The organism is Amycolatopsis sp. NPDC088138 (assembly GCF_044741685.1).
GTDB lineage: Bacteria > Actinomycetota > Actinomycetes > Mycobacteriales > Pseudonocardiaceae > Amycolatopsis.
This window is the reverse complement of the sequence record NZ_JBIUTB010000004.1, coordinates 164,630-178,151: the sequence shown is the minus strand read 5'-3', so window position 1 is coordinate 178,151 and position 13,522 is coordinate 164,630. Positions and strand designations below refer to the sequence as shown.

14 protein-coding genes are annotated in these 13,522 nt (G+C 72.4%); 11 read left to right on the top strand and 3 right to left on the bottom strand.

Features of this window, described 5'->3' with window-relative positions:
• Nucleotides 1–4 precede the first annotated feature (4 nt).
• Nucleotides 5–1,174 (top strand): Glu/Leu/Phe/Val dehydrogenase dimerization domain-containing protein, encoded by a 1,170-nt coding sequence (locus ACIOD2_RS22180; protein WP_400540895.1) that lies wholly within the window; start codon nucleotides 5–7, stop codon nucleotides 1,172–1,174.
• Between the two features lie 37 nt (nucleotides 1,175–1,211).
• A complete protein-coding gene (locus tag ACIOD2_RS22175; RefSeq protein WP_400540892.1) occupies nucleotides 1,212–2,240 on the top strand; it encodes an LLM class flavin-dependent oxidoreductase in 1,029 nt (342 codons plus the stop codon).
• Here ACIOD2_RS22175 and kstD read toward each other — a convergent pair.
• Nucleotides 2,237–3,970, bottom strand: coding sequence for a 3-oxosteroid 1-dehydrogenase (gene kstD / locus ACIOD2_RS22170; protein WP_400540889.1), 1,734 nt, complete (start codon nucleotides 3,968–3,970; stop codon nucleotides 2,237–2,239). The two genes, ACIOD2_RS22175 and kstD, sit on opposite strands and share 4 nt — an antisense overlap.
• A gap of 226 nt (nucleotides 3,971–4,196) precedes the next feature.
• On the opposite strand from kstD, the gene ACIOD2_RS22165 reads away from it, so the two are divergent.
• Nucleotides 4,197–4,904 (top strand): SDR family NAD(P)-dependent oxidoreductase, encoded by a 708-nt coding sequence (locus ACIOD2_RS22165; protein WP_400543168.1) that lies wholly within the window; start codon nucleotides 4,197–4,199, stop codon nucleotides 4,902–4,904.
• A gap of 10 nt (nucleotides 4,905–4,914) precedes the next feature.
• Nucleotides 4,915–5,640 (top strand): nucleotidyltransferase domain-containing protein, encoded by a 726-nt coding sequence (locus tag ACIOD2_RS22160; RefSeq protein WP_400540886.1) that lies wholly within the window; start codon nucleotides 4,915–4,917, stop codon nucleotides 5,638–5,640.
• On the opposite strand, the gene ACIOD2_RS22155 is transcribed toward ACIOD2_RS22160, so the two are convergent.
• A complete protein-coding gene (locus ACIOD2_RS22155; protein ID WP_400540883.1) occupies nucleotides 5,620–6,912 on the bottom strand; it encodes a 6-phospho-beta-glucosidase in 1,293 nt (430 codons plus the stop codon). The genes ACIOD2_RS22160 and ACIOD2_RS22155 overlap by 21 nt on opposite strands.
• Complete coding sequence (locus ACIOD2_RS22150; protein WP_400540880.1) at nucleotides 6,909–7,658, bottom strand: DeoR/GlpR family DNA-binding transcription regulator; 750 nt, start codon at nucleotides 7,656–7,658, stop codon at nucleotides 6,909–6,911. The genes ACIOD2_RS22155 and ACIOD2_RS22150 overlap by 4 nt, the downstream gene beginning before the upstream one ends.
• 117 nt (nucleotides 7,659–7,775) lie before the next feature.
• Here ACIOD2_RS22150 and ACIOD2_RS22145 point away from each other — a divergent pair, with 117 nt between their 5' ends.
• The 7 genes from ACIOD2_RS22145 (at nucleotide 7,776) to galE (ending at nucleotide 13,517) form a co-directional block, all read left to right on the top strand.
• Nucleotides 7,776–8,801, top strand: a complete 1,026-nt coding sequence (locus ACIOD2_RS22145; protein ID WP_400540877.1) for a carbohydrate kinase family protein — start codon at nucleotides 7,776–7,778, stop codon at nucleotides 8,799–8,801.
• A 2-nt stretch (nucleotides 8,802–8,803) separates the two neighbouring features.
• The gene (locus ACIOD2_RS22140) at nucleotides 8,804–9,517 is read left to right on the top strand and encodes a heavy metal-binding domain-containing protein (RefSeq protein WP_400540874.1); all 714 of its coding nucleotides are present in this window, start codon (nucleotides 8,804–8,806) and stop codon (nucleotides 9,515–9,517) included.
• A 49-nt stretch (nucleotides 9,518–9,566) separates the two neighbouring features.
• Nucleotides 9,567–10,385 carry a heavy metal-binding domain-containing protein gene (locus ACIOD2_RS22135; RefSeq protein WP_400540871.1) on the top strand — a complete coding sequence of 273 codons (819 nt, stop codon included), beginning with the start codon at nucleotides 9,567–9,569 and terminating at the stop codon, nucleotides 10,383–10,385.
• Nucleotides 10,386–10,458: 73 nt separating this feature from the next.
• Nucleotides 10,459–11,256 (top strand): heavy metal-binding domain-containing protein, encoded by a 798-nt coding sequence (locus tag ACIOD2_RS22130; protein WP_400540868.1) that lies wholly within the window; start codon nucleotides 10,459–10,461, stop codon nucleotides 11,254–11,256.
• A 9-nt stretch (nucleotides 11,257–11,265) separates the two neighbouring features.
• On the top strand, nucleotides 11,266–12,084 hold the full coding sequence (locus ACIOD2_RS22125; RefSeq protein ID WP_400540865.1) for a heavy metal-binding domain-containing protein: 819 nt from the start codon (nucleotides 11,266–11,268) through the stop codon (nucleotides 12,082–12,084).
• Nucleotides 12,084–12,488, top strand: coding sequence for a hypothetical protein (locus ACIOD2_RS22120; protein ID WP_400540862.1), 405 nt, complete (start codon nucleotides 12,084–12,086; stop codon nucleotides 12,486–12,488). Before ACIOD2_RS22125 ends, ACIOD2_RS22120 begins: the two co-directional genes overlap by 1 nt.
• Nucleotides 12,489–12,557: 69 nt before the next feature.
• Complete coding sequence (gene galE / locus ACIOD2_RS22115) at nucleotides 12,558–13,517, top strand: UDP-glucose 4-epimerase GalE (protein ID WP_400540859.1); 960 nt, start codon at nucleotides 12,558–12,560, stop codon at nucleotides 13,515–13,517.
• Nucleotides 13,518–13,522: the final 5 nt, after the last annotated feature.

Below are 13,522 nucleotides of genomic sequence, written 5' to 3'. Positions count from 1 at the left end.
TGCGATGACCGAGCCGGGCTTGCTCGAGGTGGCGTGGACCGACCCCGTCACCGGGTGCCGGGGTTACCTGGTGATCGACCGCCTCGTCCGCGGCGTGGCCAGCGGCGGGCTGCGGATGCGCCGCGGCTGCACGCTCTTCGAGGTCCGCGGCCTGGCCCGGGGCATGACCCTCAAGGAGGGCCTGAACTACGACCCGGACGGCCGGTACGTCCCGCTCGGCGGCGCCAAGGGCGGCATCGACTTCGACCCGTACGACGACCGCGCCCGCGACGTCGTCGCGCGCTACCTGCACGCCATGCGGCCGCTGATCGAACGCTACTGGACCATGGGCGAAGACCTGGGGCTGCGGCAGGACGTCATCGACGGCGTGCTCACCGAGATCGGCCTGCTCAGCTCGGTGCAGGCGGTCTACCCGCTGCTCGAAGACCGGGAGGCGGCGACCGCGCGGCTCGCCGACGCGTTCCGGATCGAGGTCGGCGGCCTGGGGCTCGACGAGCTGGTCGGCGGGCTCGGCGTCGCGCAGGCCGCGCTCACCGCCCTGGAGCTGCTGGGACTCGACGGGCCGAACCGGGTCGTCGTGCAGGGGTTCGGCTCGATGGGCGGCGCCACCGCGCGGTTCCTCGCCGAGGCCGGGCTCCGGGTGGTCGGGGTCTCGGACGTCCGTGGTGTCGTCACAAACCCTGGCGGCCTGGACGTCGAGCACCTGCTCCGGCACCGCGACCGCTTCGGCGGCATTGACCGCGACCACCTGAAACCGGGTGACGAACTGCTGCCGCCGGAAGCGTGGCTGGACGTGCCGGCCGAGGTGCTGGTGCCCGCGGCCGTCTCCTACTGCGTCGACGCCGACAACCAGGTCCGGATCGGCGCGAAGCTCGTCGTCGAGGCGGCGAACATGCCGGTGACCGCGGACGCCGAGGAGCTGCTCGCCGCGCGCGGCATCCGCGTCGTCCCGGACTTCGTGGCCAACTCGGCGACCAACTCCTGGTGGTGGTGGACGCTTTTCGGCGACGTCGACGCGAGCGCCGACGAGGCCTTCGGGAAGGTCCGCACCCGCATGCGCGAGCTGGTGACCGGCATGTTCGACCGGGCGGCGCTCGACGACCTCGGCCTGCGTGCCGCCGCGCTGGCCCTGTCGGAGAAGAACCTCGAGGCCATCCAGGCCCGGTTCGGGTGACGGGAACGAATCGGCTCCGAAGATAGTTGAACGCTCTATGAAACTCGGCATCTACAGCTTCGGCGACCGGCCGCCGGACCCCCGCACCGGTGAGCAGCTCTCCGTGGCCCAGCAGCTGGCCAACACCCTCGAGCGGATCAAGCTGGCCGACGAGCTGGGCCTGTCCTTCTACGGCCTCGGCGAACACCACCTCGAGCAGTACGCCATCTCCAGCCCCGGCACGGTGCTGGCCGCGGCCGCGAGCGTCACGGACCAGATCACCCTCAGCTCCGCCGTCACCGTGCTGAGCACCGAGGACCCCGTCCGCGTCTACCAGCAGTTCACGACGCTCGACCAGCTCAGCCACGGCCGCGCCGAGCTGCTCGCCGGGCGCGGGTCGTTCACCGAGTCGTTCCCGCTGTTCGGCAACGACCTCGGCGACTACGACGACCTCTTCGAGGAAAAGCTCGCGCTGCTCCTGCGGATCGACCGCGAGGACCCGCTCACCTGGTCCGGCAAGTTCCGGCCGCCGCTCGACAACGTGCGGATCTTCCCCCGCCCGTACGGCAGGCGGCTGCGGATCTCGGTCGGCACCGGCGGCAACCCCGAGTCGTCGATCCGCGCGGGCCTGCTCGGCCTGCCCGTGGTCTACGCCGTGATCGGCGGCCGCCCGGAGCGGTTCGCGCCGCTGGTCGACCTGTACCGCCGGGCCGGCGAAGCGGGCGAGCACCAGCCCGAAGACCTGCACGTCACGATGAGCGCCATCGGCCTCATCGCGCCGAACTCGCAGGACGCCAAGGAGACGTTCTACCCGTACTGGCTCGAGACGATGAAGTACGGCGCGAAGGCCCGCGGCTGGGCCGTCCCGACCCGCGCCGAGTACGACTCCTACACCCACGACGCGCAGGCGTTGTTCGTCGGCAGCCCGCAGGAGATCGCCGATCGGCTGATCTCCGTCGGCCTGCTCACCGGCGCCGACCGGTACGCCCTGCAGATGGACTGGTCCGGCGTGCCGCACCAGGACGTCATGAAGGCCATCGAACTGCTCGGCACCGAAGTCAAACCGTTGGTGGAAAAGGAGTTCTAGACGTCGTTCGCGGCGATGTAGCCGAACGTCATCGCCGGCCCGATGGTCGAGCCCGCGCCCGCGTAGCTGTGCCCCATCACGGCCGCGCTGGCGTTGCCCGCGGCGTAGAGACCGGGGATGACCGAGCCGTCCGGGCGGAGCACACGCGCCCGGGCGTCCGTGCGCATGCCGCCCTTCGTGCCGAGGTCGCCGGGGACGAGCTTGAGCGCGTAGAACGGCGGCGCCCACAGCGGCGCGAGGCAGGAGTTGGGCAGCACCAGCGGATCCGTGTAGTAGTGGTCGTACGCGCTGGCGCCGCGTCGGAAGTCGCGGTCGACCCCGGCGAACGCGAAGCCGTTGAACCGGTTCACCGTGGACGTCAGCGCGGCCGGCGGCACGCCGATCGCCGAACCGAGCGCCGGGATGCTCGACGCCTTGAAGACCGCACCCGCGCTGTACCAGGCGTCCGGGAACGGGAGCAGCGGCAGGATGTCGCGGAACAGGTACTTGTTCCGGTAGCTCTGGTCGACGACGAGCCACGCGGGGATGTCCGGCGCCGACGGGTTCTTGTCGTACATCGTGTGCACGACGTCGCTGTAGGGCGCGGCCTCGTTGACGAACCGCTGCCCGGCCTGGTTGACGATCAGGCCGCCCGGCAGGGTCCGCTCGGCCAGGCAGAAGTACGGGTCGCCCGGGGTCGGGATGGCCGGGCCCCACCAGGCGTCGTCCATCAGGTCGAGCGCGGCGCCGGCGCGCTGCCCCGCGCGGTGGCCGTCGCCGGTGTTCTCCTTCGCACCGACCGTCCACGCCGTCCCGATCGGCTGCCGCTGGTACTGCGCGCGCATGGCCGCGTTGTGCTCGAACCCGCCCGAGCCGACGATCACGCCGCGGCGCGCCCGGATCAGCCCCTGCGGCACCAGAACCCCGGTGACCGCACCGTTTTCGACGTTCAGGTCGGTGAGCGGGGTGTTCAGCAGGACCGGGACGTTCGCGGCGAGCAACCCCGCCCGGAGCCCGGCGGCGAGCGCCTGTCCCATGGTGAGCGGCTTCTGCCCGGCGAGCGCGGCGGCCGTCCCCCGCGCGAGACAGGTGGCGGCGACGGCGGCGCCCTTGGCGTTCACCGCGGCGAGGTTCAGCCACTTGTAGTCCGCACTGAACACGACGAGCCCCGGCGGTGTCGCGAGGTACGCCGGGTTCAGGTTCGCCAGCTCGGCGCCGAGCAGGTTCCCGTCGAACTGGTCGGGCTCGATGGACCGCCCGTTGGGCAGGCCGCCCGGCAGCTCCGGGTAGTAGTCGCTGTAGCCCTCCATCCAGCGGAACCGCAGCGGGCTGTTGGCCATGACCGACGCGATCATCGCGGGTCCGTAACGCAGGAACGCTTCCTGGCGCGCGGCCGGGACGTCCGGGCCGACGACGGCGGCGAGGTACTGCGCGGCCTTCGCCGGGGTGTCCGGCACGCCGGCGGCGAGCAGCACGGGGTTGTTCGGGATCCAGATGCCCGCGCCGGAGCGGGCGGCGGACCCGCCGAACGTCGGTGCCTTCTCGACCACGACGACACTCAGCCCGCGCTTGGCCGCCGTCAGCGCGGCGGTCATCCCGGCCGCGCCGGAGCCGACCACGACGACGTCGTACTCCCCCACCAGCGTTGCCGCGCTTGCGGAAGACGTCGCCGCGAGCCCGGACGTGACGGCGAAGCCCACGCCCGCCGCGGTGCCGCGCAGGATCTGGCGGCGGGTCAGGTCGGCATCCATGGCGCACTCCTCGCTCGCGGAACGGCGAAGGTCATGGTGTCGGCACCGGCGGAAAACTGAAACATGTTCTACCCGCTTGGAGCAGCCTCGAACCGCTCGAATGGACCGGTGGCGCCAACCGGTGACGACATTCGGCGCACGGACACCTAAGTTGACGGCACCCTCATCTTCTGGCTAACTTGAGATCAGTCTCAAGTTTCTCTTCGAGGAGGTTCTCTTGTCGAAAGTGCTCGCCGTCCTGGGTGCCGGTCCCGGGCTCGGCCTGTCGATCGCGCACCGGTTCGGCCGCGAAGGCTTCACGACGGCGCTGGTCTCGCGCTCCGGCACGCGGCACGCGGCCTACCGCGCGTCGCTCGCCGAAGCCGGCGTCACCGCGCACACGTACACCGCCGACGTCACCGACGAAGCCCAGGTCCGCGCCGTCCTCGCGCGCATCACGGCCGAAGCGGGCGAGATCGACACCGTGTACTTCGGCCCGGCCGATCTCGGCGTCGGCGCGGCGATCGCCCCGCTGACCGAAGCCGGGGCCGAGAACCTGCGTGTGCCGTTCGAGTCGATCGTGCTCCCGGCCGCGCAGCTGACCCAGGCGGTGCTGCCGCGGATGCTGGAGCGCGGCACGGGATCGCTGCTGTTCGCCGGCGGCATCAGCGGCAAGTACCCGATCCCGCTGCTCGGCAGCTTCGCCCCGGCGGCCGCGGCGCTGCGCATGTACGTCCTGACGCTCAACGCGGCCCTGCGCGACAAGGGTGTCTACGCCGGCACGCTCACCATCGGCGGCGTCATCGAGCGCGGCGACATCCACCGCATGTTCGCCGAGCAGGCCCCCGAGTCCATGCCGGGCACACTGGACCCCGACGACATCGCCGAGCGCGCGTGGAACCTGTACGCCAAGCGCGACGAGGCCGAAGCGGAGTTCAACGCGCTGGTCGCCTAATCTGGCGATCATGTACACACCTGGGGAACGGAACCGCTTGCGGGACAACCTGATCGAGGCCGCCCGCGCGGATGAGCGTGTCACCGGGGCCGCGCTCACCGGTTCGGCCGCGCTCGACGCCGAAGACGCCTGGTCGGACATCGACCTCGCCTTCAAGACGACCGCGCCCGAGCCGGTGCTCGCGGACTTCACCGCGCTGATGTACCGCGAACACGGTGCGCGGCACCACATGGACGTCGTCTTCGAACGGACGGTGTACCGCGTGTTCCTGCTGGAGAACACCCTCCAGGTCGACCTGTCCTTCTGGCCCGCGGCGGACTTCGGCGCGACCTCACCGAAGTTCCGGCTGCTCTTCGGCACCGCGAACGAGCGCGAACAGTCCCCGCCGGCGGACGCGCGGCGACTGGTCGACCTGGCGTGGCTGCACGCACTGCACGCGCGGTCGAGCCTCCACCGCGGCCGCGCCTGGCAGGCCGAGTACATGGTCGGCCGGGTTCGCGACCACGCCCTCGCCCTGGCCTGCGTGCGGCACGACCTGCCCGCGGGCGAGGGACGCGGCCTCGACCAGCTGCCCGCGGCGGTCCTGGCGGAGTTCGAGACGACCCTCCCGCGCGGACTCGACGACCTCGCGCAGGCTTTCCGCGCCGTCATCGAACTCCTGATCGCCGAGACCGAACAGGTCGACGCCGAACTGGCCGGACGGCTGGCGCCACTGCTACGCGCGTTGTCGTCCTAGGTACGCGAGTTCCGGGTGCGCGGCGACGTACCCGTCGAGCAACCGGCGCGCCACGGATACTGAGTCGACCAGCGGGTGCAGGGCGAACGCCCGCAGCGCCGCCTCCCGCGAACCCGTCGTCGCCCCTTCGATCGCCGCCCGCTCGACGGCCTTCACCGACGTCACCAGGCCCAGCGCGTGGTCCGGGAGCGGCCCGGCGCCGAGCGGGCGCGCGCCGCCGGCGTCGACCGCGCACGGCACCTCGACGACCGCGTCCGCCGGGACGCCCGGGAGCGCGGATCCGTTGCGGACGTTGAGGATCAGCGTGGTCCGCTCGCCGCGGGCGAGAGCCCGCATCAACGCCAGCGCGACCTTCTCGTAGCCGCCACCTTCGAGATCCTCGCGCTCGCCTTCGCGCGTCTCGGCCATGTACGTCGCTTCGCGCTCCAGACGCGTGCGATCCCACGACGCCAGTGACGGTTCCGCGTAGAACGAGCGTTGCTGCTCCAGCAGGAACGCTCCGCGGGAATCCGTGCCGACGGCCTCCCGCGCGAAGTAGTAATAGTGCAGGTACTCGTTCGGCACGGCGCCCAGCGCGCGCAGCCAGTCCGCGCCGAAGAGCTTGCCCTCCTCGAACGACTCCAGTCCGTCCACATCGGACAGCAGGCGCGGCAGGACGTCCTCGCCACCAACGTGCACGGCCCGCAGCCAGCCGAGGTGGTTCAGCCCCGCGTAATCGAACCGCGCGTCCACCGGGTCGACGCCGAGGGCGCGCGCCACCCGGCGGCAGAGCCCGACCGGCGAGTCGCAGATGCCGATCACGCGCTCGCCGAGCACCCCGGCCATCGCCTCGGTGACCATCCCGGCCGGGTTGGTGAAGTTGATGACCCAGGCCCGCGGCGCCACCTCGGCGATCGTCCGGGCGAGCGCGACGGCGACGGGGACCGTCCGCAGCCCGTACGCGATTCCGCCCGCGCCCACGGTTTCCTGCCCCAGCACGCCTTCCGCGGCCGCGACCTGCTCGTCGAACCGGCGCCCGCGCAGCCCGCCGACCCGGATCGCGGAGAACACGAAGTCCACATCGGACAGTGCGTCGCGCAGGTCGGCCGTCGTCCGCACCCGTGGCGCTCCGGCCACACCCCGGGCCTGCTCGGCGAGGACCCGTTCGATCGCGGCGAGGCGCCCGGCGTCGACGTCGTGCAGGACCAGCTCGGTGACGTCGCCCCCGGCCAGCAGGGCGCCGTGCACCAGCGGCACGCGGAACCCGCCGCCGCCGAGCAGCGCCAGCCTCACCGCAGCACCTCGACGCCGGCTTCACCCAGGGCCGCACAGGTGGGTTCGTCGGCTCCGGCGCTGGTCACGACGACGTCGAGGGCGTCCGGCCCGCACACCTTCGCCAGCCCGGTGCCGGGGAACTTGCCCGCGTCGGCGAGCAGCACCACGCGGTCGGCCGCGGCGACCATCGCCCGCTTCACCGGCACCTCGACCACGGTCGAGTCCATCACCTGGCCGTCACACCGGACCCCGCTCGTGCCGAGGAAGACGGTGCCGGCGCGCACCTGGCGCAGCGCGTCCTCGGTGAGGAACCCGACCATCGAGTGATAACTGCGGCGCACCACCCCGCCGAGCAGCACGAGCTGGACGTCTTCGGCGTCCTTCAGCTCCTCGTAGACGGCGAGGCTGCTGGTGATCACGGTCAGCGCGCGGTCGCGCAGGTGCCGGGCCAGCCGGTGCGCGGTGGTGCCGATGTCGAGCAGGACGGTGTCACCGTCGGCGACCAGTTCGGCCGCGCGCCGGGCGACGGCGTCCTTGGCGTCGGCGCGTTCGGCGGCGACCTGCGCGAACGGCTCGTCGTCCTCCGCGCACGCGACCGCGCCGCCGTAGACGCGGGTCAGCCGGCCTTCGCGATCGAGTTGCCCCAGGTCACGCCGCACCGTCGCCGGGCTGACGCCGAGCCGCTCGGCCAGCACGCCGACCGGCGCCGGCCCCTCCGCACGCAGGGTCCGCAGGATCAGGTCGTGCCGGCGCTGGGGCAGCATCCGGCGACGATAGCAGTCAAACTCGCTCATCACACGGACGAGTTTGAGCGGCTCTTGCAAAATCTGCGCGACTCAAGCAGTGTCGTGCGCAACCTTGCGCAGTGCTGGGAGGCGCCCGTGCCGGCTGAACCCGACGTCGACGTCTTCCTGTCCGGTCTGCTGTTCTTCGACCTCGTCTTCACGGGGCTGGAAAAGCCGCCCGCGCCGGGTGAAGAGGTGTGGACGGGCGGCATGGGCTCGGGGCCGGGCGGGATCGCGAACTTCGCCGTCGCGCTCAGCCGCCTCGGACTGCGGACGTCGCTGGCGGCCGCGTTCGGCACCGACGTCTACGGCCGCTACTGCTGGGACGTGCTTTCGCGGCAGGAGCACATCGACCTTTCGCACTCACAGCAGTTCCCGCGGTGGCACTCCCCCGTCACCGTCTCGCTCGCCTACGCCGGCGACCGCGCGATGATCACCCACGGCCACCCGCCGCCGGTGCCCGTCGCGGAGCTGGCCGGCTCGCCGCCGTCGAGCCGCGCGACCGTCGCGCACATCGGGCTCGACACCGCCGAGTGGGTCCACACGGCACACCAGTCCGGCAGCCTGGTGTTCGCCGACGTCGGCTGGGACCCGTCGGAAGCCTGGTCGCCCGCCCTGCTCGACCAGCTCGCGTGCTGCCACGCGTTCCTGCCGAACGAGATCGAAGCCATGCGCTACACCCGCACGGACACCCCCGAAGCGGCGTTGTCGACGCTCGCCGACCTCGTGCCGATCGCCGTGATCACCCGCGGCGGCGCGGGTGTGCTGGCCGTCGACAGCACCACCGGCGAGACGGCGGACGTGCCCGCGCTGCCGGTCGACGTCCTCGACGCCACCGGCGCGGGCGACGTCTTCGGCGCCGGGTTCGTCGCCGCGACGCTGACCGGCTGGCCGCTGGCGGACCGGCTGCGGTTCGCCAGCCTGACCGCGAGCCTGTCGGTGCAGCACTTCGGCGGCGCGCTCGCCGCGCCCGGCTGGCACGAGATCGCCCAGTGGCACGCGCGCACCCGGCGCCCCGACTACGCGTTCCTCGACGAGGTCCTGCCCGCCGACACCGAGACCGGCACCTCCCGCCGCGGCCCCGTGACGCTCGGCTTCGGCACCGAGGACGGCTGGGGGTAGCCGTGACGGATCGGACCGCGCGCTACACGGCATCCGGGCTGCGGACGTCGCTGCTCTCGGTGCCGGGCGCGGTCGGGGCCGAGGCGGTGGGGCTGCGGCCGATCGGCGAGGTGATGGGCTGCGTCGTCGAGCACGCCGGCGCCGACGATCCGGCGTCGACCCTGCGCCGCGGTTACGCCACCGCGATGGACCGGCTGCGCGCGGAGGCCCGGGCCCTCGGCGCGGACGGTGTCCTCGGCATCCGGTGCACGGTGACCCGCGCCACCCGGACGCTGCGGGAGTTCGTCGTGCTGGGCACGGCCGTCCGCGCGACCGGCGGCAAGCGGGCCGGCCGGGTCTTCACCACGAGCCTGTCCGGGCCGGACGTGGCGAAGCTCCTGCCCGCGGGCTGGGTGCCGGTGACGCTGGCGATCGGCGTCGACGGCGGCACGGTGCACGACATCGCCATGCCGGCCCACCCGGCCCGGGAGCTCGTGGCCCCGACGGAACTGGTGACCCGGGTCCGGGCCGCGGCCCGCGCGGAGTTCCTGGAGGTGGTGCGTGCTTCCGGGGCCGACGGCGGCCTGGTGTCCGCGACGACGCTGAGCGCCTGGGCCCTCGGCCCGACGGGCGCGGGGGCGGTGGCCGGTGTGTTCGGCACGGCGATCGCGCGCTGCCACGACGGTCCCGCGCCCCGGGACGCCCTCGCCGTCGTACCGCTGGATCGCCGTCCCTGACGCCGGAACCGTGCCACGATGGGACGCCCTCTTCCGGAGGAGGTCCGAGGTGCGTGAGTGGGACGGTCCCGACCGGCCGCCGCTCGCCCGCGACCCGGCGCCTCGCCACCGCCCGGGCCGGGCCAGGACGTCGCTGCTGAGCGTGGCCGGTGCGGTCGGCGCCGAGTCGGCGGGCTTCACGCCGGTCGGCGACGTCATGGGTGCCGTGGTGCACCAGGTCGGCTGGACCGGCCCGAGCCGCTGGGCCGCCGACCGGATCCGGGTGCTGGCGGATCTGCTGCGCCAGGGGTACGAAACCGCGCTCGACCGGCTCGAGGAGGAAGCGGCCGGGCTCGGCGCCGACGGCGTGCTCGACATCCGGCTCACGAGCACCTCGTTCGACGGCGAAGCGCAGGAGTACGTCGCCCTCGGCACCGCGGTCCGCGCCGGGACGAAACAACGGCTGCGGCGGCCGTTCACCACCGTCCTGCCCGGCCAGGACGTCGCCAAGCTGATGCAGGCGGGCTGGGTGCCGGTCCGCGTCGCGATCGGCGTCGACGGCCAGGCGATGGCCAACGCCGACTTCGGATTCGGCTACGCGCGGAGCATGCTCGCCGGAATCTACAACAACGCCGAGATCGATCTGCCCACCGCGCTCGCCACGAAGGTCCGGGCCGCGGCGCGGGCGGAGTTCGCCCGCGAGATCGGCGAGTGCGGTGCCGACGGCGGCATCGTCTCCGGCATGACCTTCGACCTGTGGCCGGTGGAGGACGTCGCGGCGGCGGCCATCGCCACCGTCACCGGCACGGCGATCGCCCGCTTCCGCGAAGGCCCCGCTCAGGTGGGCGCGCTCACGTTCCTGCCGCTGAACCGGGACCTTCCGGACTGATCACCCCGAGCCCGCCGCCCCGCGCGCGGATCCGTGCCACGATGGCGGAGAGAGACCGGCGAAGGAGGTCGCAGTGCCCGATTGGGACGGTCGTGGCCTGCCGCCCGTGGCGCAGGCCCGGGTCGACCGGTTCGCCGCCTCCGGGCTGAAGACGTCCTTGCTGAGCGTGCCCGGAGCCGTCGGCGCGGAGGTCGTCGGCTTCACGCCCGTCGGCGAGGTCATGGGCTGCGTTGTGCAGCAAGCCGGCTGGGTCGGGCCCGGCACCTGGGCCGCCGACCAGGTCAACCTGCTGTCCGGGATGCTGCGGCAGGGGTACGCCACCGCGCTCGACCGGCTCGCGCAGGAGGCGACCGCGATCGGGGCCGACGGCGTGCTCGGCATCACCGTCACCATCACCGCGCTCGACGAGTCGAACCAGGAGTTCGTCGCCCTCGGCACCGCCGTGCGCGCCGAGACGAAGCAGCGGCCGCGGCGGCTGTTCACCACCGACCTGCCCGGCCAGGACGTCGCCAAGCTGATGCAGGCCGGCTGGGTGCCGGTGCGCGTCGCGGTCGGCGTCGCCGGGCGCGCGCACTTCGACTACAACATGCAGAACCAGACCAACACCTGGGCCGGGAACACCGAGGTGGACGCGCCGACGAGGGTCGTCACCGAGGTCCGCGCCGCGGCCCGCGCCGAGTTCGGGCGCGCGATCCGGGACAGCGGCGCCGACGGCGGCATCGTCTCGGACATGCGGCTGCGGGCGTGGCCGGTCCAGGAGATCGGGGTGGTCGGGCTCGCGTCCGTCGTCGGCACCGCGATCGCCCGCTTCCACACCGGGCGCGCCGCCCCGACCAGCGCGCTCAAGATCCTGCCGTTGAACCGTTCCTGAGGAGGCTTCGTGACCACCGCGGACCCCGCCGAGCAGCACATCCCCGAGGATGCGATGCGCCGGCTCGCCGAGATGCGCCCCGGCCAGAAGACCAGCCTCTTCACCTCGGACCTGAGCGTCAACGAGTTCCTGCTCGTGCGCGAAGCCGGGTTCCGGCCGCTCGGGCTCGTGCTCGGGTCGAGCATCTACCACGTCGGTTTCCAGATGGGCCGGTGGAACAAGAACCAGGAGCTGGACCGGCTTTCGCAGGCGATGTACCACGCCCGCGAGCTCGCGATGTCCCGGATGGAGGCGGAGGCGGACGTGCTGGGCGCGGACGGCATCGTCGCGGTCCGGCTCGAGATCGAGTTCAAGGAGTTCGGCAGCGACCTCGCCGAGTTCATCGCGATCGGCACCGCGGTGAAGGCCGACGAACCCGGGGAATGGCGCAACAACACCGGGAAGCCGTTCACCTCCGACCTGTCCGGGCAGGACTTCTGGACGCTCGTGCAGGCCGGGTACGCGCCCCTGGGCATGGTGATGGGCACCTGCGTCTACCACATCGCGCACCAGCGGTTCCGGCAGATGATGGGCAACATCGGGCAGAACGTCGAGATCCCGCAGTACACCGAGGCGCTCTACGACGCGCGCGAGCTCGCGATGTCGCGGATGCAGACCGAGGCGGAACAGCTCGAGGCGGAAGGGATCGTCGGCGTCCAGCTGCTGTCGCTGCCGCACCGCTGGGGCGGGCACACGACGGAGTTCTTCGCCATCGGCACCGCGGTGAAACCGTTGCGGGAGGACCACCACATCGCCAAGCCGCAGCTCGTGCTGCCGCTCACCGACTGATGGCCGGCGCGGAGCTGGAGTTCCACCTGCTGGTCGCGGCACTGCGCACCGACCGGGCGGACGTCGAGTCGTACCACCGGGTCCTGTCGGAAACCCTGGGTGACGCGCTTCCGCCGGGCATGGTCGAGGTGTCGCGGCACAAGACGTTCGCCGACCGGGTGGCGGGCCGCGACGGACAGGTGGTTTCGGTCCAGGTGAGCACGCCGGACCGGGTTCTGGTGCTGAGCGCGGGTAAGCACGGCGGTGTGACGGCGGAGATCCGCCAGGTCGTGCGCGGCGTGGTGATCAGCCGCAAGGAAGCCGCGGTGGACGACTGGCTGGCGGCCCTGGCCCAGGAGCTGACCACGCTGGCCGAGAAGGACGCGAAAGCACGGGACGCCCTCTCGCGCCTCCTCGGCGGCTGAGCCTCGCCGTCTGGCCGGGCCGCCCGTGTCGCTAGGCTGCCGGGACCATTCAGCGAGGAGGGTCTCACGGTGAAGCTGCTGGTCACGGGCGGTGCGGGCTACATCGGGAGCGTCGTCACCCGCGCGCTCCTGGCGTCCGGGCACGAGGTGGAGGTGCTGGACGACCTGTCGACCGGGCACCGCGCGAGCGTGCCGGACGGCGTGGTGTTCCACCAGCTGTCCGTGCACGACGTGGCTTCGGTGCTGACTCCCGAAGCGGGCTTCGAAGGCGTGCTCCACTTCGCGGGGCGGATCGAGGTCGCGGAGTCCGTGGCCCGGCCGGACCTCTACTGGGACGTCAACGTGCGCGGCTCCCTCGCGCTGCTGGAGGCCGCTCGCGCGGCGGGCGTCCGGCGCCTGATCTTTTCGTCGACCGGTTCGATGTACCGGGGTGAGGGCGACGAGAAGCTCGCCGAGACCGCCCGGGTGGAACCGCGCAATCCCTACGCGGCCAGCAAGCTCATGGTCGACCTGATGTTGTCCGCGGAAGCCGCGGCGTTCGGCCTCGGCGCGACGAGCCTGCGCTATTTCAACGCGGCGGGCGCGGTCGGCGAGCTCGGTGAACGGCACGACCCGGAGAGCCACCTCATCCCCATCGTGCTGCAGGTCGCGGCCGGCAAGCGCGAGCGGCTGCAGATGTACGGCAACGACTACCCGACCCCGGACGGCACCTGCGTGCGGGACTACATCCACGTCGCGGACCTGGCCACGGCGCACGTTCTCGCGCTGGAAGCGATCGAGCCCGGCCGGCACGAGATCTACAACCTGGGCAACGGCAACGGCTACACCAACATGCAGGTCGTCGACGCGGCTCGCGAGGTCACCGGGCACCCCATCCCGGTGGTGCTCGCCCCGCGGCGCGAAGGCGACGCGGTGAGCACCGTCGCGAGCAGCGAGAAGGCCCGGAAGGACCTGGGCTGGCAGCCCGCCCGTCCCGAGCTGCACGACATCGTCGCCGACGCCTGGACCTTCCACACCCAGCACCACTGACGTGG

Coding starts and splice junctions, on each gene's coding strand:
- ACIOD2_RS22120 (WP_400540862.1), top strand. CDS start 12,084: ATGGCCGGCGCGGAGCTGGAGTTCCACCTGCTGGTCGCGGCACTGCGC.
- ACIOD2_RS22175 (WP_400540892.1), top strand. CDS start 1,212: ATGAAACTCGGCATCTACAGCTTCGGCGACCGGCCGCCGGACCCCCGC.
- ACIOD2_RS22160 (WP_400540886.1), top strand. CDS start 4,915: ATGTACACACCTGGGGAACGGAACCGCTTGCGGGACAACCTGATCGAG.
- ACIOD2_RS22180 (WP_400540895.1), top strand. CDS start 5: ATGACCGAGCCGGGCTTGCTCGAGGTGGCGTGGACCGACCCCGTCACC.
- kstD (WP_400540889.1), bottom strand. CDS start 3,970: ATGGATGCCGACCTGACCCGCCGCCAGATCCTGCGCGGCACCGCGGCG.
- ACIOD2_RS22150 (WP_400540880.1), bottom strand. CDS start 7,658: ATGCTGCCCCAGCGCCGGCACGACCTGATCCTGCGGACCCTGCGTGCG.